This window comes from Thermoproteus thermophilus (genome assembly GCF_055392855.1).
Window position 1 is genome coordinate 563,873 of the sequence record NZ_AP042466.1, and the last position, 26,039, is coordinate 589,911.

Here is a 26,039-nt window from a genome sequence, read left to right on the forward strand (position 1 = left end):
CCTATCGAGCGTTTGGGCCGCGAGCATCCCGGACGGCCCCCATCACAGTGGCGTGCATTATACCGAGAGGGCGGCCGCGAGCTTCGCCGCACGCGACATGGGCCATTATCCCTCCGCGTTTTTAGACGTCGCCCTCTATCAGCCGAAGCCCAACGCGGGTTTCCCGTACAGCCGGAGTATGTTTTTAGATACGTCGAGGTGTAGATACGTGCGCCGCTTCGTCGCGTTGGCGCTTCTGGCGGCCTTCGCCTATTCGCTCTATTCCTTGCTCTCCCCTTATACTGCGATCCCGAGCGGTTGGGGATCTCTGCCGTTTAGCTCCGGCGCGCCGGCATTCACGCCCCCGCCCAGCTCCTTGCGGACTAGCGCCCCTTTGTCTGAGTACTTGAAATACATAGTCGATCCCCTGCTCGGGCTACTGGCCTGGCTCTACTACTGTATAGCCTGGCTTCTCTCCCTTCTGTACTTCTTCTTGTCTGGGATCGCGGCTTGGATTTCCTACTACATAGCGGAGCTCCTCTCCCTCCTCGTCCGCGCATCCTCCCTACTTGTTCAAGCAAACCGCGCCGCGCCCGCCGGCACCCCGCCGACCTCTATGACGTCGATTGGAGGCGGAGGGGCCGCTCATCAAGCCGCGACTGCGCGCCAGGCCGTGACAATTGCGCCTACGCTCTTGGCGGTTCTCCTAGCCGCCGTCATCGTCGTGGCCGCGGCGGCCTTGGCGTTTAGGCCCCGCGGTCGGAAGGCCGAAGCTCCCCGGAGCCTGGCCGTTACGCCGGCCGAGGAGGGCTCGGCGTTTGCCCCCTCCGCGGCCCAGCCTCAACGCCCCTATTCGCCGGAACTGCCGTCTGTGTCGGTAGATTTGCCTCATCCGGTCAAGCAAGAGCTGATCAAGTGGCCCTTATCGGACGACGTCCCGCCCGTTTGGCCTATCGGCGTGCCCCTAGTCGTCGAGGCGGCGCGCAATGGCGTGAAGTTGTCCGCCTCTTGTTGCGCCGAGGCCTCAGGCAATGCCTTGGTGGTGGTATCGGACGTCGCATGTAACGTGTGGATCTACGTCGAGTACGAGGGCGCGCGCACAGCGTTGCGCGTAAAGCTCGCCGATCTGCACAAGGAGGTCGCCAACTCCTTCTTCGACGCGTTTAAGTCGTATCCGCAGTCGATGACCGCCAGGGAGATATTGAGGTCGAGGGGCGCTCCCGCTGATATTATCGAAATAGTGGAGAGGGCCATCTACAGCAATATGCCCTTGACCTATCAAGACTTCGCCAAGTATTACAGGTGGTTGGTCCATGAGGGCCATCCGTAACGTCGCGGCGGCCGCTGTCGTGGCATTGTTCTCGTTCTTCTTACCGCTTCCGTTGTTCGAGCTGGCCCTATCGTTGTCGCTACGGATAGGGGCCGGGGCCCTCGAGGGGAGGCCGCGGACGGCCCTCACTGCCTTGGCAGTCTACTTGGCTGCCAGAGGCTTCGTCAACTTCTTCGTGGACGGAGCCGCGTGGATCGTAGAGCCCTTGCCCCTCCTCGCCTCCGGGCGCTACTTGGCCTCGGCCGCCGAAAGGCTCAAGGACGGCGTGTTGTTCGCCGCGTCGCGTCTACTCTACTTCACCGCAGCTCTGGCATTCTTGACGGCGCCCTTCTTGCCGCCGACGCTTAAGAGCTTGTGGATCCCCGCCCTCTTGATCGCTGTAGGGAGCTCCTTGAGGCGGATCGGCCGCGGGCCGAGACACTTGGGCGCTGCCTTGGAGGCCCTCGGCGCGCTCTCTGCCATCGCCTTCTTGGTCGCGCCGCTGTCCGAGGAGGTGTCAAACGATATATTGTACATCTCGTTCATCTCAGTGCCGGCCGTGGCTATAGCCATGAGCGGAGGCGCAAGCGAGGATTATATACCCACAACGGCGAGGGCTTGGATCGCGGCGGACGACAAACGTTTTAGGGAAATCGCAGAGGCCTATGTCGAGAGGGGCGATGCGGAAGCGGTGATAGCCGTCCTCTCGTACGCCTACGCCTTGGCGGGGATCCCCCTCGAGGTCGCAGTTAATGAAGCCATGGCGCTGGGTAGGGCCAAGAACAAGAGAGAGCGCAAAGCCGCCCTCGAGGCCGCGTTGGCCAAGCTGAGGGGGGCATGAGCCTCAAGGAGGCGGTTGACTGGATCTGCAGATACTATGTCGGCGATAGGAACGTCGTGGAGAAGATAATGGCGGCCTTGATAGCGGGAGGCCACGTCTTGATAGAGGACGTCCCCGGCGTAGGCAAGACGCTCTTGGCGAAGCTCTTCAGCAGAGTCCTTGGCCTCTCCTTCAAGAGGATCCAGTTCACGCCTGACTTGCTCCCAAGCGATATCGTGGGGACCAAGGTCTGGCGAAGGGAGAAGGAGGTCTTCGAGACTGTGAAGGGGCCTATCTTCACCAACATACTCCTAGCCGACGAGATAAACAGAGCTCCTCCCAAGACCCAGGCGGCCCTCCTCGAGGCCATGCAGGAGCTACAGGTCACCATAGAGGGCGAGACTTACGCGCTCGATAGGCCCTTCCTCGTGCTCGCGACGCAGAACCCCATCGAGTTGGAGGGCACGTATCCCCTCCCAGAGGCCCAATTGGACCGCTTCATGCTCAGGATATCTTTGGGCTATCCCGACGACAAGAGGCTCTTGAGGGAGAGGCTCTCTTGGAGGACCGACGACCCGGCGTCGCTCGCCCGCGCGGTTCTGAACAAGGAGGACGTCCTAGCCGCCATGGCCAAGGTCGAGGACGTCGAGGTGGTCGACGAGGTGTTAGACTACATCGCGGAGTTCGCGGCCATCAGGTCCGACAGAAGAGTTTTGGCGGGGCCCTCGCCGAGGTCCTTGGCCTCTCTGCTCAAGATAGCAAGAGCCTATGCATTAATCCAGGGCAGGAGCTACGTGATACCAGACGACATAAAGGCGTTAGCCGCGGACGTGTTGGGCCATAGGATATACTTAAAGCCGGAGCACAAGCTCATGGGCGTCGACCCCCGCTCGATAGTGCGGGAGTATCTGGCCAAGATCCCGGCGCCGAAATGGAGGAGATAACGCGGTACGCTCTCGTCTTGGAGATACCGGCGTTGGCCTTGCTCATATTCGCCAAAAAGCCTCAGCTGTTGCCCTCAGCTGTGCTCCCGTTGGCGATTCTCGCGGCTTTCTACTTAGTCTACGGAAGGGACTGGCGAATCGACGTGAGGGCCCGCCTGCTCGAGAGCTCGTTGAGGGTCGAGGACAAGCTCCGTCTAGAGCTCGAGGTCTCGTCGAACGTCCCGGGGATCTTTCTCTTCAACGCGTTCGACGATAGGAGGCTCGTCGTCGAGAGGCCGGCGGTCGGCGCGATCTACGTGTCGCGCAGAGGCTTCGCCTCGGCCGAGGCCATAGCGGGAGTCCCGGGGCGTAGAAGGTTGCCCGACGTCGATTGGGCCTTCTACCCGCTCCACCTCTCCAGGCCCGCGAGGGGCCGAGCCAGCGTCGGGGCCGTGGAGGTGTCGCCCTACTTGGTCCCGGCCAAGATGAGGGCGCTCGCGTCCAGCGTCGGGACGCCGAGGGCTCCAGGCCTTTTGGCGGGCCCGCACTCAGCCGAGTTTTTCGAGGTGAGGGAGTATAGGCCCAGCGATCCTTACAAGCTCGTGAACTGGAAGGCGTACGCGAAGACGGGCGTCCTGCACGTGAACGAGACGTTGAAGGAGGGCAGCGGCACGATCTACATAGTGTTGGACACGGGTTGTAGGCCAGACGCGGTGGGCCACGGAGCGTCGTTGGCCTTGAGCATAGCGCACGCAGCTGTGAGGGCGGGGCTCCCCGTGGGCCTCCTCGTGGTGCCCAGCGGCGTCTCGTTGCCTCCGACCGATTCGCCGGCTGGCCTTAAGACGTTCAGGAAAGCCCTCATGGAGCTCGACTTGAGGCCCTCGCGGCATATGCCAACGCCGCCTAAGGCCGATGTATACATATACATATCCTGTAGGCCTAGCCGAGAATACGTCGGAGCCCTCTGCACGAGGGCCAAGAAGGTCTTAGTAGTCGAGGTGGCCCCGATAAGGGGGCCCTTCGCCGACTTGGCAAAATTGTTCGCAGGCGGCGTGAGTAGGCTGTTTTGCGCGTATAAGATAGTCTGGTCGCCCCCTCTAGAGCCGCCGGCAAGGGTCTTGGCGCTCCTATGAGGCCCCTCTTGATAGCTGCCGTCGCGCTCACGGCCGCGGTCGCGATCATAGGCGTCTCGTCGCATGGTCCGCTCGGGCTCTTGGCGGCGGCCCTCTCGGCGGTCGGCCTCATCGCCTTTGGCCGCGCCGGCCTCCTCGCGGCCGCGGTCTATATGGCCTCATTCTTGTCGCTGGCGCTCTCAAGCGCTGCGTTGTTCTCCCCCTTGGCCGAGTTGGCCGCGTTCTTATCGTTGTACGGCAACAAGGCGGATAGGCTCAAAGGTGAGTTGTTAGCGAGGGGGTACAACGCCGACGAGGTCGCGCGGGCTTTCGCGAAGGCCGAGCTGACGGTCTCGCTCTGGTCTGCCGCCGCGTTGTCGGCCTCCCACGCCTTGTCGTACGCCGTCTGGAGCCTACCGCGTACGCCGCCCGACATCGCGTTGGCCCTATCTGCTACATCCCTCGCCGTAATCCTAATATTGCTCCTCGGATATAAAAAACGGTGATGCGGGTCGGAGATCTTGATAGGTGATAGGGAAGGCGGATCTGACTACGCGATCCTCACGCCGACAGTCCTCAAGTCCTCCTCGAGGCATTTGGGACAATACGCCACGATTCTCCCCCCGCTTATCCTTATGTACCCCGCGTCGTCCCAAGATATCTCTGAGCCGCACTTGGCGCATCTCAGCCTCTCGACCTTAAAAGGAGGCTTGCCCCTCGACGAATATCTACCGTGTAGCCTCAATAACCAGAAATCCACGAGATCCGCTCGGCTCCCGCAAAAATGGGACATAGATATCTCAGATATTCCATTAGTTTTACGTCAGCACTTCGCCGTACTCCTCACAAGGCGGCAGCGCCCTTGACTCATCACGAGGCATTATGGCGTGTGGGATAAAAACTTGGAGCTCCTTCTCAACGTGCTGAGTGCGGGATGTACCGAGGGGTGACGAGCTACTACCGGCGCTGAGCCCTCGCGGCCGCCGCGCTATATATTAAGAAGTGCTCCAGATCGTGGATTGGGCCGCGAAATCGCGCGAGGCCTACAGAGCAATATCGAGGGCCTACAGGGAGTCTAGGAAAACGCCTTTGCCCACAGCGGATATAGCCCAATTCGGCGTTAAGGCTCTCGACGTCGGGTCGGGGCTGGGCCCCCAGCCCCGGTACCTGGAGACCGAGTACCCCTATGTGGTACACTGCGATCTGGCCGAGGAGCTCGTGCCGCCGGGCTCCGAATCGGTGTTATGCGAAGCTACCATGTTGCCTTTCAGGGATCGGTCGTTCGACGTAGTGCACGCCGTGGCGGTGTACCACCATTTGCCCCCCTCGGCCCTCACGACGGCTATTCGCGAGGCGGTCAGAGTGGGGAGGCGCTTGGTGGCGACCTTTTGGCTCATCCCTGGCGGCGGGGGAAGCCCGAGGCTCATCCCCTGGAGGTGGCGCGCCGAGGCCGTGAGGGTGTACTACGCTTACACTATCTCCGATCTGGTCGACGCGATCGCCTCGGCCGGCGCCAAGGCGTTAAGCGTGGGCTATATCAGGAGGGGGAGGCGATGGAACCTCTTCGCGGTCGTCGAGAGGATTAATTAACCGGTCGGCAATACCGTGGAGATCCCCTTCGTGAAGAAGCCCGTGAGGGCTGCCAGCGGAGTTCACGTCGTGGCCGTGATGACGGGGCCTGCGCCTTGTCCCGGCCAGTGCGTATTCTGCCCCGCGGCTAAGGGCGTGCCCAAATCATATCTGCCGGACTCGCCGGCTGTGATGAGGGCCTCTAGAGCCAAGTACGATCCATATAAACAAGTCGTCGCGAGGATCTCCAACTACCTCTCGGGCGGCCACACACCGATTAAGATCGAGGTGATAATCATGGGCGGCACCTTCACGGCGCTTCCGAGACAATACCGGTTCTGGTTCGTGGGGAACATATTCAAGGCCCTCAACGACTACCCGCACTGGACGTCAGCGTCGGCCTTCGTCGATATAGAGGGGGAACACGCGAGGAACGAGGAGGCGATCATGAGGCTCGTGGCGTTGACCGTGGAGACGCGGCCCGATTACCTCAGCAAAGGCCAGATAGACGACTTGTTGGCCATGGGCGTCACTAGGGTGGAGCTCGGCGTCCAGTCGCTATACGACGACGTGTTGGCCTTCGTCAAGAGGGGACATGGCATTAAGGAGGTGGCCGAGGCCACGGCCTTGTTGAAGGACGCGGCTTATAAGGTGTGCTATCACTTGATGCCGGGCCTGCCCGGCAACGACCCCGATAGGGATCTGGAGATGGTAAAAGCCGCGTTCTCGGACCCTCGGTTCATGCCCGACTGCGTGAAGATATACCCGACGCTCGTGGTGCCGGGGACGGAGCTCTACGAGTGGTGGAAGTCCGGCAAGTACAAGACATATGACGAGGAGACTTGGCGTTGGCTTCTGGCGAAGATATACGCGTCGATTCCTCGTTGGGCGAGAGTCATGAGGCTCGGCCGCGACATACCGCTACACCACGTTGTCGACGGGCCGCGTTGGGGCAACGTGAGGGAGGTCGTGGAGCGGGAGGTCGAGAGGCTGGGGCTCCGTTGCCAAGAAATAAGGTGTAGGGAGGTGGGGATAAGGGCCATACACGGCAAACGCGTCGACGAGGCCATCAGCTATAGGAGATATGAGTACGAGGCCAGCGGAGGCCTCGAGTTCTTCATAGAGGCAGTGGGAGGCGATGATTCGCTATACGGCATCTTGAGGCTGAGGATCCCGGCGAGGCCTTGGAGGCCCGAGCTGAATAGGAGGACCGCGCTGATAAGGGAGGTGCACGTCTACGGCGCCGAGGTGCCGATAGGGGCTAGGAGCTATTGGGGAGTCCAACACAAGGGCATAGGCAAGAGGCTGGTCGAGCTGGCCGAGGAGGCGGCCCTCGAGAGCTCGTATAGGCGAATAGCCGTCATCGCGGGGGTCGGCGCTAGGCCTTATTTCAAAAAACTGGGTTACGAGAGGTGCGGCCCCTATATGTGCAAGGAGCTAGGCTAGCCGTCCTACTCGCCGGCCTCTATCCCGGCTAATCTACGGCGGCGTATTATGAAGAACGCGCCGGCCCCGCCTCCGGCCGCAGCGCCTATGACCACCAACGGTATTATGTTCAAGCTCCACACAGCCGTGTAGACGCCGGGCGACACGATCACGACGGTGGGCGATTCGAATACTTGACCGCCCGGGGTCCGCCAGCCCTTGAACTCGTAGAGGAGCGGCGGCGGGGACCACACTTGGCTGGGAGTCACTACGACGGTCATGGCTGATCCCGCGTCGGCCCAAGTCTGCGTCACCGCCGGCGTTCCGTACTTGCTCTGGAACTCGACCAAGTATTGGGTCTTGGTGGAGTAGGTCACGTTCATAGGATACTCCACGGTTATCTGGGCCGTGGGCGATGTCGGGCCCGCCTTGCTGTTTATGACCCAAGCGGCGAAGGCCGTTCTGACAGAGCCGGAGGAGTTGAGCACCGGGTTTATGCTCAACGTCGCCGTGGATCCCTTGTCCAGCCAAGCAGAGCCCTGCCCGTTCACGGTGCCGGGCGGCTTCACCGTCACGAGATACTGGACCGAGTATACGGGATCCACGGACATAGGCCCGAGGACCTGCGCCGTGAAGTTGCCCACCTCGCCGTTGGACCACCCCTTGAAGTACAAGCGCGTGCCGTTGTTGAAATAGTATATCCTAGGCGCCGTGAAGTCGACATATCCTCCTTGATCCACCCAAATCGACTGCGTGCCGTTGACTGAGGCGGGCCATTTCGTCGTCACTAAGTACTGCAATACGTAGTACGCTGTCGTGGTGATAGGATACGCTGACACGCGAGGCGAGGGGCCCGACGCTATGGGGTTGCCGTATTGGTCGTACACTGTGAGGTATTTCAAAAACCAACGGGCCGTCGAGTTCACTTGGACCACTTGCGGAGCGCTGATCTTATACACCGCGGCTATCGTGGTGGGCCCGTTTATATTAACCGCTATGGACGGAGTCGGTATGTTTATCGGCGTGTTGTTGATTAGCCAATGATCGAGCGACATATCGGCGGTAGTCCCAGCGCCGGCAGGTCCCCCGAACATCGAGACCTTGACGTTGGGCTGCGCCGCGTAGACGGCTGTGCCGGAAGCCCAGGCGGGCCCGCTCACGAGGCCGGGAGGGCTTATTGACACCTTGTACTGTAGCTGGTAGTAGATAACTATGGGCTGTTGCAAGTTCCCGGCGACTGTCAGAGAGACATTGTTCAGCGGCGCGCACCTCGAGTAGTCCGTCAAGTATCTGTACCGGGGCAGTATCGACACGGGGCCCACCGGCAGGAGCACTTGCGTCGTGCCCGCCACACTGTACGTGAAAGTGGTCCCGCCGGACGTTACGTCTATGGTCTCGTTCAGACACGGCTCGGGGCCCGATATCTCTATAGTGGCCGCCGGGTCCACTATCTTCACAACGCCTACGGCCAACCTCTGGAACTTCACGGCGGTCCACGTCTCGACCGCCACGGTCAAGCCGTCCCAAGACGTGGCCAAGCCCGTCACGGGGGCGCCCGCGCTCCACTCAGCGGCCCTGTGCCCGTTCCAGTAGACCAATACTTGGCCTCCCAGAGTCCCGACCGCCACTATCGAGCCGTTGCCGGAGACTGCAATAGCCGTAGGCGCCGATGGGAGGAACGCCGTGTACCAGAGCCCTCCGTTTCTGTAGACGTAAAGGACGTCGTATATGCCCACGGCCAGCGTGGAGCCGTCTTGGCTCGCCGCGGCCGCCACCGCGGGCGTGTTGGTCCCGTACTCGGTGATGGCGCCGGGCGTTAAGCCGATACCGAGAGGCCATATGTATACGTGAGGCAACGTATCCTTGTAGAAAGATACCACATAGGGCTGTCCTTGCGGGTTTATGCCTATGTACAAGATCGCGCCGTTAACGGTCGCGATTAAGCTCAAGGAATTGCCCGATATTTGATAAAATCCGCCGTTGAACGTGCCGACGTATAGGGTGTTCCCGTCTCTGCTATACGCCATATACGTCACCGGCGAGCCGACGTTGTATACGGCCAAGACGCCCTTCTCGCCGATTATGTAGACTTGGCCGCCGATAGTGCCCACGGCCACGTTGACGCAATTCGTGGCCACGGCCGTTATGTTGGCCTTGCTGAGCCCATAGGACCACTCCATATACCCGTAGGGCGTGAAGAGGGAGACTATGGAGTACTTGCCCAACACCACGGTTATGTTGGGCAAAGTAAATGCGGCGCGCTGGGCTCCGGCTTGTGATGCGTTAAAGAAAACTTGGTATATATACGGCCTATCGGCCACTGCGAGGCAGCCGCCATAGGCGTTGGTGGCTATGAGGGGGTAATGCGCTGGGTTGCTCCATATCGTGCCTCCGTCCTCCGCGATTATGTTAACGCCGCCTTGCGTGGCTTGGTACACGACGTCTAGGCTCTCGGTGCCTAGGATATAGGCATGGGCTAAGACGAGGCCTAACAAGATGATGAGCGCCATTAACGAGATTCTCATAATTCCCTTTTCGCTTAATTCAAGATATATATTTTACGTTAACTTATGAGCCGTTCGATATAGGGAGAAAGGGGTTTCAGAAGCCCTTCGGGCAACGACGACACGTATTGATCGATCAAACTCAGAGCTATCAACTCGCTCAACTCATCCTCAGAGAATCCCCTGGATCTGAGGTAGAAGGCCCTCTCCTCGTCCAGAGACGCGTCGGCCGCGGCGTGCCTTGCGCCCTCTACGTCGCCTGTGTCTATGTAAAGTATAGGCTGCGTTATGGCGACAGCGCTCCTCGACGCTATATACGTCACCCCCTCCGCCACGCTCTCGCTCCACTTGCCCCGTTTAGTTATCCTGCCCAGAGCTCTCTGCACTACCCACGCCTCGTCCTTGGACACGGCCATGAGCTTTATCTTACCCTTGCCGTACTCGCCGTCGTTGACGACCGAGACGTAGTGGTGTATCCTCGATCTGCCGGACCCGAACTCAAGGCCTATGGCCTCCACCGACGACTTGACGCCCTCCACGAGGTATTCCTCCATTAAGCTGTTCATTGAGCCGTATGTTGCAAGGGGCCTCGCCGAGATGGCCGCGTTGTCGCCGACGGCGAACCTAGCGGATATGTAGTGGGGGCCTCCTCCCGATATCGAGGCAAGCGATAGGTCGACCGTCGCGCCCCTCCCTATAAATCCCTCTATAAGCGCTGCGTTCAACACGTCGCCCTCGCTCTCGACTATCACCGCGACGTCCCCCGCGAAGCCGTCGGCTACCTCGAGGACTAAGTACGCGGCCGCGAAGGCGCCCTCGCCCCTAGCCGATATTCTGACCAAAACCGGGGCTTCCGGCACGCCGCTGAGCCTCACGCGCACGACCTCGGGAAGCCTGGCGGCTATCATGGCGCTCATCTTGTTGTCCATCTGCACGAGCCTCAGCGGCGCGTCGTCCGAGGAGTTCGCCTCGACGCCGCCGCAAGGCCCAGCTCCGGCCAATCTGCCGTTGAGCACCAAGACCTCGCAAGGCCCCGCCGCTCCGGTCAAGGAGGGGGCGAGCTCGGCGTAGCCCTCGTACTTACCCCAGTCTATGTAATGCTTGACGCCGGGCGAATCGGCCATTTCCTGGAACGGGAGCTTCGCCTCAAGCTCCTTGGCTTTCGCCCTCAGCTCCTCTAGCCTCACGGCATAAACGATTTCTATTAATAAAAAGAGGAGGACGTGGAGATATCGGCCGGAGCCGTGGTCTTCTACAAGGGACAAGGCGACGTGGAGTACCTCTTGTTGTTGTACCCGGGCGGCCATTGGGATTTCCCTAAGGGCAACGTGGAGCTCGGGGAGATGCCCGAGCAGACGGCATTGAGGGAGGTAAAGGAAGAGACGGGGCTCGACGTGGAGATGATACCCGGCTTCCGCGAAGAGGTGGAGTATTTCTACTTCAAGCAAGGGCGCAGGGTCAAGAAGAGGGTGGTCTACTTCTTGGCGCGGGCGTCGAGCAAGGACGTCAAGATCTCCTGGGAGCACAAGGGTTTCGCCTGGCTCCCCTTCGGGCAAGCCCTCGCGAGGGTGACCTTCGAGAACTCGAGGAGGGTTTTAGCCAAGGCGCACATGTATTTAAAGGAAAGGGGAGATGCATGGACCTCATAACTCTTCTGAAGTTCGAGCACGCCGTGTTCAAGGTCAGGTTCTCCCTCATGTACAAACTACCGGACGACGTGTTCTGGGACGAGTTCTCGCGGCTCCACCACTTCATAGTAGACGTCCACGCGAGGGCCGAGGACCTCTACGTGTTTCCATTATTCCCCGAGAGGGAGATCCACCCGTTCGCGGCGGACCACAAGCTGATACAATCGTTCGGCGATAATCTATTGAGGGAGAGGGACAGGCGCCGTTTCGAGAGGTACGTCTCCGTGGTCGTCTACCACAACGACCACGAGGAGCTCGAGGTGTTCCCCAAGGTGGGCCGCCAGTTGCCGGTGGCCATGGACGTAATAGAGGACTTCGGCATCGAGGAATACATCAAAATCACGGGGCTCGACCCGCGCAAGCTCTAGGCCTCCTCGACGCTGAAGACTTGGCGCGCTAAGGCGGAGAGGACCGTGCACTCCTGAGTCATGATCTCCCATAGTTTGCCCTCGAGCTCGGCCAACCTGGCGCCCTCCTCTGGTATGTACTTGAGGAGCGCCTTGGCTAAGGCAGATGCCTTGGCTAAGGCCTCGGGGCAGCCGAGCCCTCTGTTTGCCTGGAGCGTGTCGCCGCCTCCCAGCTTCGCTATAACCTCGTCGGGCACCCCGGCCGCCGTTGTTATGAACTGGGCCGGATCGCCGAGGGCTTCTCTGGCCCTCTCCACGACGCCGTTGAGGGATTCCACGATCTTGATCAACATATCCAAGTTATGCCTCCCTAAAGCCTTCTGAAGCGCCGAGAAGAATGCCTTTTCGTCGTCCATGATGCTCTCGGGCTTGATGCCCAAAGCCCTCAACTTGGTCGTTATCATGGTCCGCGTCGCGTCGTCTAGATAGGCCAGAAACACCGCGGGCCTCACGCCGTATTGCTGGCGGCTCAATTTATAATTTGCTCAAGACCTCCTCGGCCTCCTCGGCGCTGAGCAGGAACACGTCCATCAGCCATTTGCGGAAGTCCCCTCTATGCCTTTCCCTGAACGCGGAGTCGACCGACCTCAAATCCTTGAGCGAGCACAATTTGATCCCTTCGCCGTAGAAGCACCTCTCGTCGTCGAGCGCCAGCCTCTTGGCCGCTTCTCTGCTCCACGCCTCTCTTATACGCGTGAGCAAGACCGCGAGCGCCTCCATGTATATGTCGTGTGCCTTATACGCGGAGCCGTAGGGGGAGAAGTAGGAGTGCACCTCGCCGGCGGGCCCCGCCTTGGTCGCTTGGTAGTAGAAGTGGTCGCTGGTGGACAAAAGCCGCCAGAGCTTGAGCGCGTCGCCGCCCAGAGCCTTGGCGTATGGGTAGAGCCACTTAAGCGCGGCGAAGGCGTTCCGTTGTAGCTCGTTGCCCAGCCACGCCGAGAGGTCGCGCTCGTCGGCCCAACTGATGGTGGCCCATGGAGGGACGTCGTAGACGTCTCTCGGCGCGTGCCCAGCGGCAGCCTCCGACACGGTGGCGAAGCGGAGTCGGGGCCTCTTGGCGATCTCCTTGGGGAGCCACCTCAAGAAGTCGTATATGCCGGTCTCGGGCCAATGGTGTTCGCCGAACGTCTCGTAGTCCACGGCTATTAGGACTAAGTCGCCCGGAACGGCCTCGAGCCATGAGGCGTATTTGTCCGCGGTCAAGGGCCATTGGTCCCACCAACGCGCTCCGAAACGGAAGCCTATGTCGTCGCTGAGGCGGTAGTTCCTGGTCAACACCCTCACGTCGCAACCCCACGCCTTGTAGACGTAGTTGGGCGAGCGCCAGCCGAGCACCCAGTCCACCCCCTCGGTGACCACGGCCTTAAAGCCCATGTCGCCCAGCTTGCACGCTATGTCGTTGTTGTAGATGAACTCCGTGTTCTCGGCGGCCGTGGGCCTATAGCCCACGAGCTCCTCCACGGCTTTCGTCTGAAGCCTTATCTGCTCCTCGAACTCGCGCTCGTCGACTAGCCAAGCCAGGCTGTGGTAGTACGTCTGAGCCGCGAACTCGAAGCCCTTGGACGCCAACTCGCGGAACAGCTCCAACACGTCCGGCGCATGTCTCCGGAGTTGCTCGAGGGCGAGCCCGCTGACGCTGAAAGTGGCCTTGAACCCCACCTCCTTGGCCGCCTCGAGGATTATCCTAGTGGCCTTCTTGTAGACGCGATCGGCGACTCTGGAGAATATCTGGGCGTCCAGCTCTGCGTAGAACAGCTCCTCGAGGGAGGGCGTCTTGGGGAAGACTCTGTGTAGATCGGGCCTCAGCCTATACGGCTGATGTACTTCGAAGAAGAAGACGACGTCCATTACAAATACCCGTATTCCTTGAACAGCCTCCCCATGGAGTAGTATTCGCCGAACGTCTTGTAGGCGTTGAAGGCTATTTGCCAATAACTGCCGTTTGCTAATGCGTCCAAGGCCTCCTCGACTTTGCGCTTGAACTCCTCGTACTCCTTGCCGTCTATCTCGGCCGTGTCGGGCGGCAGGAGCCTCCTCCGATCCTCGCCGAACAACCAGCCGTTGAACCCGTCCCTCACTACCTCAACCACCGCGCCATCTCTCGACGCCACGGGCGGTATTCCGTTAACGCCGGCTTTCATGAACGAAGTGCCGGAGGCCTCCCAGCCCGAGAAAGGCGTAAAAGTGAAAACGTCGGCCGCCCATATGATGTAGCGGGCCTTCTCGACGTATAGGTCCGGCACGTACACGACGTTGGGCCGTGTCGATGCCAGCCTCTTGAACTCGGCCATTATCTTAACGCCGAAGTCGTCGTTGGGGTGGGCCCGGCCTCCTAGTATGAAGAAAAGGTCCGAGTTCAACTCCTCAATTAGCTGGACCATGAAGTGGGGCCGCTTGTATCTAGTGAGGCGCCTCGCCCACACGACGACCGGCTTGTCTGTCTTAACGCCGAGCGCCTTCAGGGCCTCGGCCTTCGCCTCGGCCCTCGCCGTTTTGAGGTCCTCGGGGCTCTTGACATCGGCTAAAGCCGGATGCCTCCACCGCGGTATCTCCACAGCGTTTGTCACAGCTCTTATTTTGGCCGCGTGGTGGGGGAAGGTCGTCCGGGCGAAGTCCAACATCTTCTTGGACACGACTATGCCTTCCTTGCTCAAGGCGAGGCCCAGCTCCGTGAGCACCACGGGGTTCATGGCGAACTCGTAGCCGAACTCCTGCCTGAAGAAGCGGTTGGGGAACGCGGGATGACCCCAAGGCGCCGGCGTGTGGATGACTAACCTGTAGTTCGCGCCCGGCCTCACCAGAGGCACAAATGCCGTGTACGCCTCTTGTAAGTCGAAGTACTTGACCTTATCCCACCCTATGTGCTTCTCTACGTAGCGGACCGCGGCCTTGGCCAATATCACGTATTTCCTGAAGCGATCCAGATCGGTCGCCTCGACGTATAGCCGCTCTGTGGCCCTCACGGCCCAGATAGGCCTAAGGGGTTTGATGAATATAACAGCTGCGGTGTTGAGCTTGTACTCGTAAAGCCCCAGCTCCACGTCCTCGCCTCCGACCTCTATCCAACACGTCCCAATCGGCCTAAGCGACCTGAGGAAGTCGGTTTGAGGCTCCTCCTCGGCCACGAGCTGGCTGTTTTCGTCCTTGTAGCTGACGTAGCCCTTGTCGTAGAAGAGGGTTATGACAGTGTAGGGCACTCCCAGGCGCGCGGCTGCGTAGAACTTATCGGCCTCCAACACCCCGAGGCCGCCCGCATAGTTGCGGCTACCGTCTAGCGCTATCTCGGGCGTCACCGACACGATCACGAAGCGCCTTGACGGGGCCGTCTTATAAAGTTCATGTTTTAATAGCTATAGCTGGTGGTATCTTAATGGCGGGATGGCAAGGGAGGATTCTAAGGGTGGACTTGACCAGAGGGAAATACGTCGTGCAAGAGCTCGACGCGCCGATCGCCAAGGACTTCATAGGCGGCAGGGGGTTGGCCATCAAGATTCTGTGGGATGAGCTGCCCCCCGGCGTCGATCCGCTATCTCCTCACAACAAACTGATATTCGCCGCGGGCCCCCTCACGGGCCTCACCAACGTCAATATGGGCAAGCTCGTCGTCGCAGCCAAGTCCCCGATAACCGGGGGCTACGGCGACGGCAACATAGGGGCTTGGGCCGGCGTCAATATGAGGCGGGCCGGCTACGACGCGATAGTGGTCGAGGGCAAGGCGCCGAGGCCTACATATCTCTATATAGATAGCAAGGGGGTGCAGTTCCTAGACGCCTCGGACCTCTGGGGGCTTAATACTTGGGCTACCGAGGATAAACTACAGAGAATACACGGTAGAGACGCCGGGGTTATCTCCATAGGGCCTGCCGGCGAGAACTTAGTCAAATACGCGGTCATCGTCGCCCAGAAGGGCAGAGCGGGCGGGAGGCCCGGCATGGGGGCCGTGATGGGCTCCAAGAACTTGAAGGCAATAGTGGTCAAGGGCGGCGGCGAGATACCGGTGGCCGATAAGTCCATAAACAAGATCGGGCTCGAGGCCGTCCAACAAGGGAGGAGCTCGCCCGGGTATAACTTCTGGATGAGGCAAGGCACCACGTCCACAGTGGAGTGGGCCCAAGAGGCCAGCGTGCTCCCGACCTATAACTTCTCCGAGGGGCAATTCGACGAGTTCGACAAGATAGGTGGCGCTATGGTGGAGAAAATGGAGGTCGACTTGAAGTCTTGCCCGTTGTGCTTTATGCCGTGCGGCCACTGGGTCCCCGCCGAGGGCGGCACCGCCGAGGTGGACTACGAGAACATAGCCCTTCTGGGATCGAACTTGGGGATAGGCGATCTAGCCAAGGTGGCCGAGCTGAACCGCATAGCAGATCTGATGGGCATGGACACGATCTCGCTCGGCAACACCTTGGGCTTCGCCATGGAGGCGTCCGAGAAGGGCCTCACCAAGGACCACGGGTTCAAGATAGAGTGGGGCGACTACAAGGCGGCCAGAGACCTCGCGCTCGACATAGCCTATAGGAGAGGTTTCGGCGATCTCTTGGCCGAGGGCGCTATGAGGGCCTCTAGGAGGCTCAAGGCCGAGGAGCTGGCGGTTCAAGTCAAAGGCCTTGAAGTCTCGGCTTATGACTGCCACGCGGCGCCCGCGATGGCCCTAGCCTACGCGACGTCGCCTATAGGTCCCCATCACAAAGACGCTTGGGTGATAGCGTGGGAGGTGAGGACGGACCGTTTCGGCTACACGAGGGAGAAGGCCGCCAAGGTGATAGAGCTACAGAGGATAAGAGGAGGCTGGTTCGAGGCGTTCGTCGGCTGCCGCCTCCCCTGGGTGGAAATAAGCCTCCCCTTGGACTGGTACCCCAAGCTCTTCAAGGCCGCGACGGGAATCGACGCGACTCCCGAGTACTTCAACGAGGCGGGGGACCGGATCTACGCGCTCATAAGGGCCTTCTGGATTAGGGAATACGGCTGGTGGAGCAGGGAGCTGGACGTGCCTCCGCCGAAGTGGTTCAAGAAGCCCTTGACCAAGGGGCCGTTGAAGGGCGCGCATCTGGATTACGGGAAATACCACGAGATGTTGAGCCACTACTACGACTTGAGGGGCTGGGACGAGAACGGAATCCCGAGGAGGAGCACGTTGAGGCGCCTCGGCCTAGAGTACGCGATACCCGTGCTCGAGAAGTTCGTGGAGCTCGAGGACTAAAACCACTGGGTCAATTCGGTCTGGCCCTTGGGGGGTATCCTCGAGGCCTTTAGGCCCAGCTTGTTGAGCCACTTGGCGAGCTCTTCGGCGTGGCCGTACACTGTGTAGATCCTCTTGGCCCGGCTCCTCAACGCCGTTTCCAGAAGCGAGGGGAAATCCGCGTGGTTGCTAAGGGGTATCCCCGCTACGCCCGCGGGCTTCTCCACGACGTAGCGACCGCTCAGCTCTACTAGCAAGAAGCCGGGAGGGGGCCGGGACGTGAGACCGAGCACTAGGACCTCGCCGGGGCTTAACGAGGCCCCGCGCACTAGCTCTCTCCCGCCGGGGAATCCGAGGGCTCTGTTCAAGGCCGCCACTCTGGGCTCCAGATATAGCTTGCGGCTCGGCAAAAGCCTAACGAGCTCTTGGCCCTTGCCCAGGGGGCCGGCCCTTATGGCCACGGGCGTCTTGCCGTCCTCCGCCAGGGCAGCTATCTGCTCGTATAAACGCTCGCGAGGGGGGAAGACGTAATGGCGCGAGCCGTAGGTGGCCTCCATGACGAGGACGTCCGCCTCGACCACGTCTGCGCCCTCGACCACGTTACTGCCCTCTGGGTTAAAGTCGCCGGTTAGACCCACGGTGCCCTCCCGCGTCTCGAGGACGTACATCACACTGCCGGGGACGTGGCCTGCGTTGAGGACGTGTAGGTAAAACCCGCCGAGGTCTAGCCTATCGCCGGGCCTCACCACGTGGTAGCGCCTGGGCCTCACGCCGTATCTCAACGCTACTACTTGGAGGGTCTCCTTGGTCAAGACGACGCGGGCTCTCCTCAAATGCCTCGTCACGTGGTCGCTGTGGCCGTGCGTGACGAGGACTACGTCGTATTTCGATTCGTCGAAGGGCTTGAAGGGGTCGACCAAGATCCTGAAGCCCCTCCCCTCCACCACGACGCCGTTATCGAAGTAAACGCGCACTTCAAAAAAGAAGCTGTTTTTAAAAAACGCGCGGAGGTCGTCGTGGATCCCCGCGAGAGATATGATGAGCTGTCCCTTTGGGCCGAGGTGGCCGGTTATGCCACAGGCTGATCGAACACCACGCCGTCTACCGTCGTGAGCGTCGCCTTGTAGAGGAAGTCCATCTGTCTGAGGGCCGCGGCGTAGTCGAACTCGTTGAGGGCCGCTATCGCGTCCACGGGCACGACCACGTCGTAGAGCCTAAGCTTAGCGCTGGCCACAGTGTGGAGGACGCATATATTAGCCACGGTCCCCGTCACCACGAGGTGCTGCACGCCGTACATCCTGAGGACGTGGTCCAGAGGCGTGCCGAAGAAGGCGTCGTAGCGCATCTTCTCGATGACTATATCGCCCTCCTTGGGCTTGAGCTCGTCCACTATCTGCCAGCCCCAACTCCCCTTCACTACGTGCGGGCCCCATATGGGGAACTCCACAGGGTCGTCGGGATAGTGAGTGTCTTGCGTGTACACAACCCTCACGCCGGCGCGTCTGGCCTTCTCCAAAAGGGAGGCTATACGCGGTATTATCTCCCGCGCCGCCGGCCCGTAGAGCTTGCCGTCAGGGTGGGCGAAGTCGTTCTGCATATCCACCACGACAACTGCCGACTTCTTCGCAGGCAAGCCGACTTTGTCCACTATTGGTATTCTGGGGACCGACACGACGGAGGGGATCACGCAACTCCTTGACCTCGTTGCTATATAAACAGTCCGCGCAAGTTGGGAGGAGGGGCGCAGGACTCCTCTCGACGCGCGCTGAGGCGGAGGCGCAATTCCATAAAGTTTTAATAAATTAGCTATAATGGGCTTATGAGGGCGGCGAGATTGTACGGCCCTGGGAGACCGCTCGTGATCGAGGAGGTCCCCAAGCCTGTGCCGGGGCCTGGGGAGGCGTTGGTTAAGGTAAAAGCCGCCGGGATTTGCCACACCGAGTTGCACTTCATAGACGGCATCCTCAACCTAGGGGTGTGGCCGATCACGTTAGGCCACGAAATAGCCGGCGTCGTTGAGGATGTGGGACCCGGCGTAACAACGGTTAAGCCCGGGGATAGAGTGATCGTGTATTACTACGTCGGGTGCGGCCGATGTAGGTTCTGCCTAAGAGGCGAGGAGAACCTCTGCGAATCGCCCAAGGCCGAGTACGGCTTTATCACAGACGGGGGCTTCGCCGAATACGTGAAAGTCCCCGAGAGGAACTTAGTGAGGCTGCCCGACAACATATCCTTCGAGCAGGCGGCCCCTATAGGCTGTAGCGTCACCACGGCCATACACGCTACCAAGAGGGCGTCTCCCAGCGTGGGCGAGCGCGTTGTCGTGTACGGTGTCGGCGCGGTGGGCTTCGCCTTAATACAGTACAACAAGCTCATAGGCGCCGAGGTCATAGCGGTGGGCAGAAGCCCGGCCAAATTGAAAGTGGCCAAGGAGCTCGGCGCCGATTACGTCGTAAACGCCAAGGAGGAGGACGTAGTGAAGCGCATCATGGAGATAACGGGCGGTAGGGGCGCAGACGTCGTGTACGAGCTCATGGGGACCGCGGAGACCATGGAGAACTCGCTGAAGATGTTGGCGAAAGGGGGAGGCTCGTCTTCATCGGGTACTGGAAGGATAAGCTAGAGGTAAACCCGCTAGATCTAGTAGTCAAAGAGGCCGTGATAACGGCGTCTGTGGGCAACACTTTGGAGGAGCTCGTGGAGGCCGTGAGGCTAGTGGCCGAGGGCAAGATAAGGGTGGTGGTCGACAGCGTGATCGGCTTGGAGGATATAAACAAGGGCATAGAGCGGCTCAGAAGGGGCGAGGCGGTGGGTAGAGTGGTCGTGAACCCGGCGAAAGACTAATAAAGAGCTTCTATGTTCTCATAGTCGCCGCCGTAGCTAAGCCCGGTATAGCGGCGGTCCCCGCAGGGGGCTGATGCTGTTAACCCGTAGGTCCCGGGTTCAAATCCCGGCGGCGGCGTTGTTGATCTGTCGGACTGTGACGTGCTATTGCTCGCTTTGTTGCGTTTTTCGAGCCAGCCCCGTTCGCTGCCGCCCGCATCTGTCGCATAGGCCCGTGCTAGCTGTCGAGTTCAGACTCGCCGTCGTGGCGCACAGACGTTGTGAATCGCTCCATTAGTTGGGCGGTTCTACGAGCAAGGGCGGGCGCCTACGGCGTCCGAGCGTTCTGCTATGGCGGCTTGTTAGGTCGGCGGAAAACCTTATAAAACGCCAATTTGGATTCTGCCGAGCCCGGTCGTCTAGCGGCCAACGGGCCACGGCGATGGCGGCCCGGCTAGGGATGCGGGGCTTTGGACCCCGTGGCCCGGGTTCGAATCCCGGCCGGGCTACCCTTCTCCCAATCCTCGGCCTAAGTGCTGGCCTCCCGCGATTAAACGTCGTTGTTGGCTGAGCGGCTGAGGCATCGCCTTTCGGAATCGGAGCCGGTAGCCGAGCGCAGGAGGCCTCCGTCCCATCGGCTTGAGTACTGCCCCGCGCAGGCGGCCACGTCGCCCGCCGAGGAGGGCAGGGCGCGGTCTTATAGTCGAGAGGCCGCGCTGACGACTGCGGGGCGGTGAATAGAGGAAAGGTGGACCGGCCGGGATTCGAACCCGGGATCTCCCGCGCTCTGCGGTTGCCGCGGGCGCCTCGCCAAGCATCTGCGGCCCCTAGGCCCTATCGGGCCCGGGGCGCCTGGGCATCCTTCCGCTAGACTACCGGCCCTGTTCGGCTCAATAAATCGCCTTAAATCTTTTTCTCCGAATAAACAGGCCTTTCGATCCAAATCGCCGACGACATGGCCGCCGCGGTTTACCCGTAGCGACGGAGCCGGTAAAGCCGAGACGAGGGGATGTATGCATAGACGCCTATTATGCCGTACGCGACGGCGATTCTAAGCCGGCCGAGCCGCGCGGCGCCTCGACGGCTTTGCCGATGGGGGAAGTCGCAACCTCCCTAGAGCGTTTTAAAGACCTTTGGGCTAAACCAACTGATGGCGTTACGCACGCTATAATTAAGCCCGTGGCGCCGGGGGTGGGATTTGAATTCGTGGGGTTCTACTCCCTCCCACGCCCCCTCGCGGGGACGGACTCTCCAGGCCCGCGCCTTGGGCCGCTCGGCCACCCCGGCCGTTTCAGCCGTGCCGTGCGTATTTAACTTTTTCCCCACGTTGTTGCTGGTCGTGCACGCCGCGGTCTATCTCGACTAGTATCCGCCTTTGTGTTAAAGGCTAGGAAATGGTGCGGGGGGTGGGATTTGAATTCGTGGGGTTCTACTCCCTCCCACGCAGGCCTACGCCACAGGGTCTTGAGCCCTGCCCCTTTGACCTAGCTCGGGCACCCCCGCCTATCTGGAATTACTCACCGTATTTTTAAGCTTTTTTCGCCGTCGGCGCTACCGCTTGGCGCCCTTCGGCAATATGTAGTCTTTAGGAGCTAGAGGTATCGGCTCTAGGTATTTCCTCAAGACCTTGGGGACCTCGACCGCTCCGTCCTCTTTCTGGAAATTTTCTAGTATTGCGGTGATCGTCCTAGTGGTCGCCAAGCCGGTGCAGTTGAGCGTATGGACGAACTCCCTCCTCATGCCCTTCCTAGTCACTCTAATCCCCAGCCTAAAGGACTGCCAATCCGTCACGTTGGAACAGCTGGCTAACTCCCTGTACATACCCTGTGCAGGATACCAAACCTCTACGTCGTATTTCTTAGCCGCGGGCGCGCCCAAGTCGTGCGCGCAGATATTGACGACCCTATAGGGCAATCCCAGCCCCTTGATGAGCTCCTCGGTATTCTTCGTAATTTCCTCATGCCATTTCCACGAGTCCTCGGGCAGGGAGAACACGAACTGCTCCACTTTGTGGAATACGTGGACTCTGAAAATGCCCTTTATGTCCCTGTTGCCGGCCCCGGCCTCCCTCCTGAAACAAGGAGACCACCCGACGTAGAGCTGGGGCAGATCCTCCTCGAGCAGATCGCGGCCGTACAGATAAGCCGCTATGCCGTGCTCGGCGGTGGCTATTAGGTAGAGGTCCTCGTTCTCGATCTTGTATATCGCGTCCTTGAAGGTATCTAGGTCTATCACGCGCCGTATTATGTCGTACTTCAGCATGTAGGGCGGCACCATTAGCCTAAACCCCTTCTGCGTGAGGAAATCCATGGCGTACATAGCCAACGCGAAGTCCAGCCACACTAAGTCGTCGAATAGGTAGTAGAAACGGCTCCCCGCCACCTCGCCCGCCTTTAGCGTGTCCGCCATCTTCAAGACGTTCTCGGCCTCATCGGCGTGGCCGACCGGGGGCCTTTCAACGACCTCGTAATTGGGCCGGGGGTCCATCTTGAGCACTTTCTCGAGATCCTCCCGCGCCACTTTTATGGTCCCCCAATACCTCACGGGGACTGCGTCGACGCCCTCGGGGCATACGGGGACGCTCTCGTGGACCAAGTTAGGGAACGAGAACAAGAGGCGCTCGCGCTCCGCCTCGGCTTCTTTGAGCCGCTCCTCCAGCCCCTTCAACTTCTCGATCAACTCCCGCGCCTTCTCCACTAACGCTTTCCTCTCCTCGGGCCCCGCCTTGGAGGCCTCCTTGGACAACAAGTTGTGTTGGTGTCTGAGCTCGTCGATCTCCCTCTTGAGCTCCCTCCACTTGGCGTCCACTTCCAAGAACTTATCAACCAACGACGCGTCCATGCGGCGCGCTTCCAGAGTCCTCTTGACTAAGGACGGGTTGTTCCTGAGGGCTTCCAGGACGCTCCAGGACATAAGACAACGTTAAGGGCCACCTTATAAGCTACGTCTTGCGGAGTATGTTGATTATAGCCAACGGCGTAAACACGACGTGTTCTCCGAGGTCGTAGACGGCTAGAGGTATGGCGAAGCTCTGCGGCCATAGCTCTAAATACGCTTTATCTTTATAGAAGACTAGATGTATATACATCTCTCCGTCTCTGATAGACGTCTTGAATATATAGCGTCTGCCGTGTTGGTACTTCACTACCTCCACTAGCTTGTAGAGCTCCTGCGACTCGAGATACCTCACTAGCTCCATGTAGTCCACTGGTCCATAATCGCTGTCGATTAAAAACCTAAACTATCTCTATCTCGTACCCCTCGTCGTCGGGGCGCCGCTCCCTCAAGGCCAAGAGGAATTTGCCCGCTATCTTCTCGGCGTCGGGCACCACCGAGCCCAAATAAAGCAACGTCGCGAGGCCCAACAAGGCCAAGGACAAGGCCAGAGTTCCGTCGTAGCGCAGCTGCGGGACGGATATCGGCGATATGTAGCCGTCCAGGGACAACAGCCTCGCGAAGGCCATGGCCACCGTGAGGAACAGCGATATGGACAAAGCCACGTATATCACCCACCTGCCGTCGTGTCTGTTCTTGATATTATAAATTATATTAATGAATATATATGGGATAATAGATATTAATGTCATTGTATATATACCAATTAATATAATTCTAACATCAAATATTCCATAAAACCATAAATAAAACACCGAGTACAACACCGAGGCGAGGAGCGCCATTAGGCCCACTCTGACGGCCTTTACGATTATATCGAACATGAAAGACTGGGCGCGGTCGTATTTGAAGCCTTCAGCTACATTCGCCGGTCTTGCAGTAGGGATCCTTGCCCTCCTCCAACGCCTTCAGCTTGACCTCCTCGGCGGCTTCGTCTATGGCCGTCTCGAGCGATATGGGCCTCACCACTATCTTCGTCTCGGCCAACTTGACCTTCGGTTGCTCCTTCAAGCCCGTGTATATGACTTGCACCGACTTGGACTTATCGCGGTACACCGTTATCCCCTTAACGCCCAGGGCCCAAGCGAGGGCGAAGGCCCAGTAGACGTCCTCCTCAGGCGCGTTGGCCGGCATGTTTATGGTCTTGGATATGCCTTGGTCCACCCACTGTTGGGCGGACGCCTGCATGAGCAGGTGCCAAAGCCAGCCTATCTCCATGGCAGTGGCCAAGAGGCGTTTGACCTCCTCGGGCACCGGGGCGTTCCTGAGCATGCCCGTCTCCTCCACGGCCTTCCTCACCTCGGGCGTCCACAGCCCGCGCGCCTTCAAGAGCTCTATGCCCGGCTCGTAGTACTCCACGAGGGTGCCCACGGTCACGTTGCGCAAGAAGGCCAAGGCGAACACGGGCTCTATCCCGCTGGTGGTGCCCGCCAATATGCTCGTCCTGCCAGTCGGCGCAATTGATAATACCACCGAGTTCCTCACGCCTCCCTTCACCTTCTCCTTCAGCTCCTCGAGATGCGGCCTCAGCCACTCCCTAGTGCGCATGGTGATTTCGCGCAGGCGGTCGCCCGCCTCTTGGAGCTCGCGCGGGTACGCCCGCTTTATGCGCTCCCAGCGGGACCACACGAAGTCCTGGTACTTCAAGACGGGTATCTCCCCCTTCGCGTATATGGACTTCTCGAAGAACTTGAAGGGGCCCCTCTCTCTGGCCAGCTCGGCCGACTCCTCCAACGCGTTGACGTATATCCAGCCCATTATACGGTTTATCAGCTCCACGGCCTCCCAAGAGGCGTAGGGCACGCCCAGCTTTATGAGGAGCTCGGCGAAGCCCATGATCCCCAGCCCGTTCTTCCTAGTCGCTAGGTTCATCTCGTCCACTACGCCTATGCCCGTCCTGCTCCTCTCCAAGGCGTCGTCTAGGAAGCGGGTGCCAACCCTCGCCGCCTGCGCCAGCCCTTCCCAGTCTATACAAGACAGCTTATCTTTGTTATTACAACCGTCCTTAACGAATTTAGCCAGGTTGATGTGGGTCAAGTTGCACACCTCGAAGGGGTTCTGCACAGTCTCGGCGCAGGGGTTGACGGAGCGCCACACGTACTTGAACCTATAGCCGGAGACCTCCAGCTCAGCCCCCAACAACGGGTTCGAGGCGTTCAAGTTGGACTTGAACACGAGGCCCGGATCGCCCGAGTCCCAAGCGCCGCGGGCTATCTCCGCGAAGAGCTCCCTCGCGTCCGCCGCGCCCCACACGGCCTCCTTGGGTATCCCGCCCTCCTTGTGGACGTCCACGAGCTCCACGGGCCTCGAGCCCGTCCTCTCGGCGAATATCCTCGGGTTTATCAGCTCGTACTTTGGATCCGGGTCGATCCCCAAGGCCTTCTCCATGAAGGAGTCCTCCACGAAGACCGAGATGTTGAAGTTCTGGAGGTGCGCGTCCTTGAGCTCGCCGGTCTTGGCCTTGACGAATTTGCGTATGTCTGGGTGCCAGACGTGTAGAGTGCCCATCTGGGCGCCTCTGCGCTTCCCGCCTTGTTTTATCACCTCGACGTTGGCGTCGAAGAGCTTCATGAAGCTCACTGGGCCAGAGGCCACGCCAACGCTGCCCCTCACCACGTCGCCCTCGGGCCTCAGCAGAGAGAAGTCGTAGCCCACCCCTCCTCCCAGTTGTTGTATTATGCCCGAGTAGGCCAACGCGTCGTATATGCAATAACGCCCGGGGTGGGTCAAGGAGGAGAGGCAGTCCTCCACCTCCAAGGTGAAGCAGGAGGCGAACATCTCCTTCTTGGTCCAGGCGTTGAACCAGAAAGGCGAGGCGGGGACTATCCTCAACTGGGTAATGTAGTCGTAGTACAGCTTCGCCCGCTCCGCGTCCCTGGCCACGGCGGTGGCCACGCGCCAAGCCGCCATCGAGGGAGTCTCCGCCAGCTTGAAGGAGCTATCGCGTAGGGCGTAGTTGCCGTTGGTGAAAAGCCTAAGCGCGTTGTAGCTCAACGACTTGTCGAAGTCGGCTCTGGGCTCGAACTCGGCCAAGAGCTGGTAGGACTCGGGCTTGAGCAAGCCCGCCTCGGCCAACGACTTGAACCTCGAGACCGCCCTCTCGCGATACCCCGATTTGTCCTTCAAGAAGTCCTTGCCGAAGGCCTCCTTGTATATCTTGCCGAGGAGGTGCGACTTGGCCACCTCGGCCATCTCGGGCTTGTCTATGGCTAAACGCAAGAGCTCCAGCTCTACCAAATCCGACAGCTCCGCCGATGTTAGATCGCGCTCGGGCCTTATCTTGACCTCCCCGTTTACGCTCACGCCTACCTCGCCCGCTGCCTTGGCCAACGATGCGCGTAGCTTCTCCTCTGAGAAGTCCTCCCGGGCGCCGGACGTCTTGATGACCTTAACGGCCATGACATCCCTC

Annotated in this window: 22 protein-coding genes, 5 tRNA genes and 1 pseudogene; 13 read left to right on the plus strand and 15 right to left on the minus strand. The window is 59.9% G+C overall.

The features are described from left to right. The first annotated feature begins 208 nt into the window (after positions 1-208). Genes ACZ5PA_RS03325 through ACZ5PA_RS03345 form a run of 5 tightly spaced genes read left to right on the plus strand, consistent with a single transcriptional unit; the run spans position 209 to position 4,649 of the window. Positions 209-1,309, plus strand: coding sequence for a hypothetical protein (locus tag ACZ5PA_RS03325; protein ID WP_464930869.1), 1,101 nt, complete (start codon positions 209-211; stop codon positions 1,307-1,309). Then, positions 1,293-2,129, plus strand: a complete 837-nt coding sequence (locus ACZ5PA_RS03330; RefSeq protein WP_464930870.1) for a hypothetical protein — start codon at positions 1,293-1,295, stop codon at positions 2,127-2,129. Before ACZ5PA_RS03325 ends, ACZ5PA_RS03330 begins: the two co-directional genes overlap by 17 nt. Continuing rightward, on the plus strand, positions 2,126-3,052 hold the full coding sequence (locus tag ACZ5PA_RS03335; RefSeq protein ID WP_464930871.1) for an AAA family ATPase: 927 nt from the start codon (positions 2,126-2,128) through the stop codon (positions 3,050-3,052). The genes ACZ5PA_RS03330 and ACZ5PA_RS03335 overlap by 4 nt, the downstream gene beginning before the upstream one ends. Continuing rightward, positions 3,040-4,164 carry a DUF58 domain-containing protein gene (locus tag ACZ5PA_RS03340; protein ID WP_464930872.1) on the plus strand — a complete coding sequence of 375 codons (1,125 nt, stop codon included), beginning with the start codon at positions 3,040-3,042 and terminating at the stop codon, positions 4,162-4,164. Before ACZ5PA_RS03335 ends, ACZ5PA_RS03340 begins: the two co-directional genes overlap by 13 nt. Further along, on the plus strand, positions 4,161-4,649 hold the full coding sequence (locus ACZ5PA_RS03345) for a hypothetical protein (protein ID WP_464930873.1): 489 nt from the start codon (positions 4,161-4,163) through the stop codon (positions 4,647-4,649). The genes ACZ5PA_RS03340 and ACZ5PA_RS03345 overlap by 4 nt, the downstream gene beginning before the upstream one ends. 44 nt (positions 4,650-4,693) lie before the next feature. Here the strand turns inward: ACZ5PA_RS03345 and ACZ5PA_RS03350 are convergent, their stop codons facing one another. Further along, positions 4,694-4,903, minus strand: coding sequence for a hypothetical protein (locus ACZ5PA_RS03350; RefSeq protein WP_464930874.1), 210 nt, complete (start codon positions 4,901-4,903; stop codon positions 4,694-4,696). Between the two features lie 254 nt (positions 4,904-5,157). Here ACZ5PA_RS03350 and ACZ5PA_RS03355 point away from each other — a divergent pair, with 254 nt between their 5' ends. Together ACZ5PA_RS03355 and ACZ5PA_RS03360 are read left to right on the plus strand one after the other, a co-directional pair. Beyond that, entirely contained in the window at positions 5,158-5,733 is a 576-nt protein-coding gene (locus ACZ5PA_RS03355) for a class I SAM-dependent methyltransferase (protein WP_464930875.1), read from the plus strand. A gap of 15 nt (positions 5,734-5,748) precedes the next feature. Then, positions 5,749-7,158 (plus strand): elongator complex protein 3, encoded by a 1,410-nt coding sequence (locus ACZ5PA_RS03360; RefSeq protein ID WP_464930876.1) that lies wholly within the window; start codon positions 5,749-5,751, stop codon positions 7,156-7,158. Positions 7,159-7,163: 5 nt separating this feature from the next. Here the strand turns inward: ACZ5PA_RS03360 and ACZ5PA_RS03365 are convergent, their stop codons facing one another. Together ACZ5PA_RS03365 and ACZ5PA_RS03370 are read right to left on the minus strand one after the other, a co-directional pair. After that, entirely contained in the window at positions 7,164-9,662 is a 2,499-nt protein-coding gene (locus ACZ5PA_RS03365) for a WD40 repeat domain-containing protein (RefSeq protein WP_464930877.1), read from the minus strand. A gap of 38 nt (positions 9,663-9,700) precedes the next feature. Then, positions 9,701-10,828 carry a SufD family Fe-S cluster assembly protein gene (locus ACZ5PA_RS03370; RefSeq protein ID WP_464930878.1) on the minus strand — a complete coding sequence of 376 codons (1,128 nt, stop codon included), beginning with the start codon at positions 10,826-10,828 and terminating at the stop codon, positions 9,701-9,703. A gap of 36 nt (positions 10,829-10,864) precedes the next feature. On the opposite strand from ACZ5PA_RS03370, the gene ACZ5PA_RS03375 reads away from it, so the two are divergent. Next, entirely contained in the window at positions 10,865-11,290 is a 426-nt protein-coding gene (locus tag ACZ5PA_RS03375; protein WP_464930879.1) for a bis(5'-nucleosyl)-tetraphosphatase, read from the plus strand. After that, entirely contained in the window at positions 11,278-11,697 is a 420-nt protein-coding gene (locus tag ACZ5PA_RS03380) for a hemerythrin domain-containing protein (protein ID WP_464930880.1), read from the plus strand. The genes ACZ5PA_RS03375 and ACZ5PA_RS03380 overlap by 13 nt, the downstream gene beginning before the upstream one ends. On the opposite strand, the gene ACZ5PA_RS03385 is transcribed toward ACZ5PA_RS03380, so the two are convergent. The 3 genes from ACZ5PA_RS03385 to ACZ5PA_RS03395 are packed head-to-tail and all read right to left on the minus strand — an operon-like array spanning position 11,694 to position 15,041. Next, complete coding sequence (locus ACZ5PA_RS03385) at positions 11,694-12,188, minus strand: hypothetical protein (protein ID WP_464930881.1); 495 nt, start codon at positions 12,186-12,188, stop codon at positions 11,694-11,696. The genes ACZ5PA_RS03380 and ACZ5PA_RS03385 overlap by 4 nt on opposite strands. 22 nt (positions 12,189-12,210) lie before the next feature. Then, the gene (locus ACZ5PA_RS03390) at positions 12,211-13,584 is read right to left on the minus strand and encodes a glycoside hydrolase family 57 protein (protein WP_464930882.1); all 1,374 of its coding nucleotides are present in this window, start codon (positions 13,582-13,584) and stop codon (positions 12,211-12,213) included. Continuing rightward, the gene (locus tag ACZ5PA_RS03395) at positions 13,584-15,041 is read right to left on the minus strand and encodes a glycogen/starch/alpha-glucan phosphorylase (RefSeq protein WP_464930883.1); all 1,458 of its coding nucleotides are present in this window, start codon (positions 15,039-15,041) and stop codon (positions 13,584-13,586) included. The genes ACZ5PA_RS03390 and ACZ5PA_RS03395 overlap by 1 nt, the downstream gene beginning before the upstream one ends. A gap of 65 nt (positions 15,042-15,106) precedes the next feature. Here ACZ5PA_RS03395 and ACZ5PA_RS03400 point away from each other — a divergent pair, with 65 nt between their 5' ends. Next, a complete protein-coding gene (locus ACZ5PA_RS03400; RefSeq protein WP_464930884.1) occupies positions 15,107-16,933 on the plus strand; it encodes an aldehyde ferredoxin oxidoreductase family protein in 1,827 nt (608 codons plus the stop codon). Here the strand turns inward: ACZ5PA_RS03400 and ACZ5PA_RS03405 are convergent. Further along, positions 16,930-17,886: an MBL fold metallo-hydrolase gene (locus ACZ5PA_RS03405; RefSeq protein ID WP_464930885.1), complete on the minus strand. Its 957-nt coding sequence runs from the start codon at positions 17,884-17,886 to the stop codon at positions 16,930-16,932. The two genes, ACZ5PA_RS03400 and ACZ5PA_RS03405, sit on opposite strands and share 4 nt — an antisense overlap. 95 nt (positions 17,887-17,981) lie before the next feature. Further along, complete coding sequence (locus ACZ5PA_RS03410) at positions 17,982-18,599, minus strand: cysteine hydrolase family protein (RefSeq protein WP_464930886.1); 618 nt, start codon at positions 18,597-18,599, stop codon at positions 17,982-17,984. A 132-nt stretch (positions 18,600-18,731) separates the two neighbouring features. Between ACZ5PA_RS03410 and ACZ5PA_RS03415 the strand changes: the two are divergent. The 3 genes and pseudogenes from ACZ5PA_RS03415 (at position 18,732) to ACZ5PA_RS03425 (ending at position 20,244) form a co-directional block, all read left to right on the plus strand. After that, a pseudogene (locus tag ACZ5PA_RS03415) lies at positions 18,732-19,756 on the plus strand (zinc-binding dehydrogenase). Between the two features lie 26 nt (positions 19,757-19,782). After that, positions 19,783-19,874, plus strand: a tRNA-Asn gene (locus ACZ5PA_RS03420). Between the two features lie 269 nt (positions 19,875-20,143). Beyond that, a tRNA-Gln gene (locus ACZ5PA_RS03425) sits at positions 20,144-20,244 on the plus strand. Between the two features lie 240 nt (positions 20,245-20,484). On the opposite strand, the gene ACZ5PA_RS03430 is transcribed toward ACZ5PA_RS03425, so the two are convergent. The 7 genes from ACZ5PA_RS03430 to ACZ5PA_RS03460 form a co-directional block, all read right to left on the minus strand. Next, a tRNA-OTHER gene (locus tag ACZ5PA_RS03430) sits at positions 20,485-20,617 on the minus strand. 298 nt (positions 20,618-20,915) lie between these two features. After that, positions 20,916-21,022, minus strand: a tRNA-Ser gene (locus tag ACZ5PA_RS03435). Positions 21,023-21,130: 108 nt separating this feature from the next. Then, positions 21,131-21,238: transfer RNA gene (locus ACZ5PA_RS03440), tRNA-Leu, on the minus strand. A gap of 48 nt (positions 21,239-21,286) precedes the next feature. Continuing rightward, complete coding sequence (serS, locus tag ACZ5PA_RS03445) at positions 21,287-22,648, minus strand: serine--tRNA ligase (RefSeq protein ID WP_464930887.1); 1,362 nt, start codon at positions 22,646-22,648, stop codon at positions 21,287-21,289. A 28-nt stretch (positions 22,649-22,676) separates the two neighbouring features. Further along, positions 22,677-22,934, minus strand: a complete 258-nt coding sequence (locus tag ACZ5PA_RS03450) for a hypothetical protein (RefSeq protein ID WP_464931269.1) — start codon at positions 22,932-22,934, stop codon at positions 22,677-22,679. A gap of 37 nt (positions 22,935-22,971) precedes the next feature. Then, positions 22,972-23,454 (minus strand): hypothetical protein, encoded by a 483-nt coding sequence (locus ACZ5PA_RS03455; protein WP_464930888.1) that lies wholly within the window; start codon positions 23,452-23,454, stop codon positions 22,972-22,974. Between the two features lie 31 nt (positions 23,455-23,485). Further along, positions 23,486-26,029 carry an adenosylcobalamin-dependent ribonucleoside-diphosphate reductase gene (locus ACZ5PA_RS03460; protein WP_464930889.1) on the minus strand — a complete coding sequence of 848 codons (2,544 nt, stop codon included), beginning with the start codon at positions 26,027-26,029 and terminating at the stop codon, positions 23,486-23,488. Positions 26,030-26,039: the final 10 nt, after the last annotated feature.